Source organism: Pseudomonas sp. BJa3 (genome assembly GCF_026343815.1).
Classification (GTDB): Bacteria; Pseudomonadota; Gammaproteobacteria; order Pseudomonadales; family Pseudomonadaceae; genus Aquipseudomonas; species Aquipseudomonas soli.
Genome location: NZ_JAOXMC010000320.1, coordinates 1 through 259, shown reverse-complemented (window position 1 = coordinate 259; position 259 = coordinate 1). Strand labels below are relative to the sequence as shown.

Annotated in this window: 1 protein-coding gene; it reads left to right on the top strand. The window is 65.3% G+C overall.

Annotated features, from left to right (window positions below; genetic code table 11):
- Nucleotides 1–259: hypothetical protein (locus tag OH705_RS27870; protein WP_267303517.1), on the top strand; the 259-nt coding region annotated here is incomplete at both ends.

The following is a 259-nucleotide window of genomic DNA, read 5'->3' as shown; positions in this document are numbered from 1 at the left end:
GGGAGCAGGTCCTGAAGGACCTGGACGGCATCGATGCCACGCAACTGTCGGCCGAGAACCGCATCAACCTTGCCATCTACCGCCCGCAGGTGGAGAACCTCGCCGCGGAAGTACGCCTGCGCGCGTACGAAATGCCGTTCAACTCCGACTCGTCGTTCTGGTCGAACCTGTCCTTCATGGCGCGCCGGCAGATGAAAACGGCGGACGACTACCGCGCTTACGCCGCGCGCCTGCGCGACGTGCCGCGCCACTTCGACCA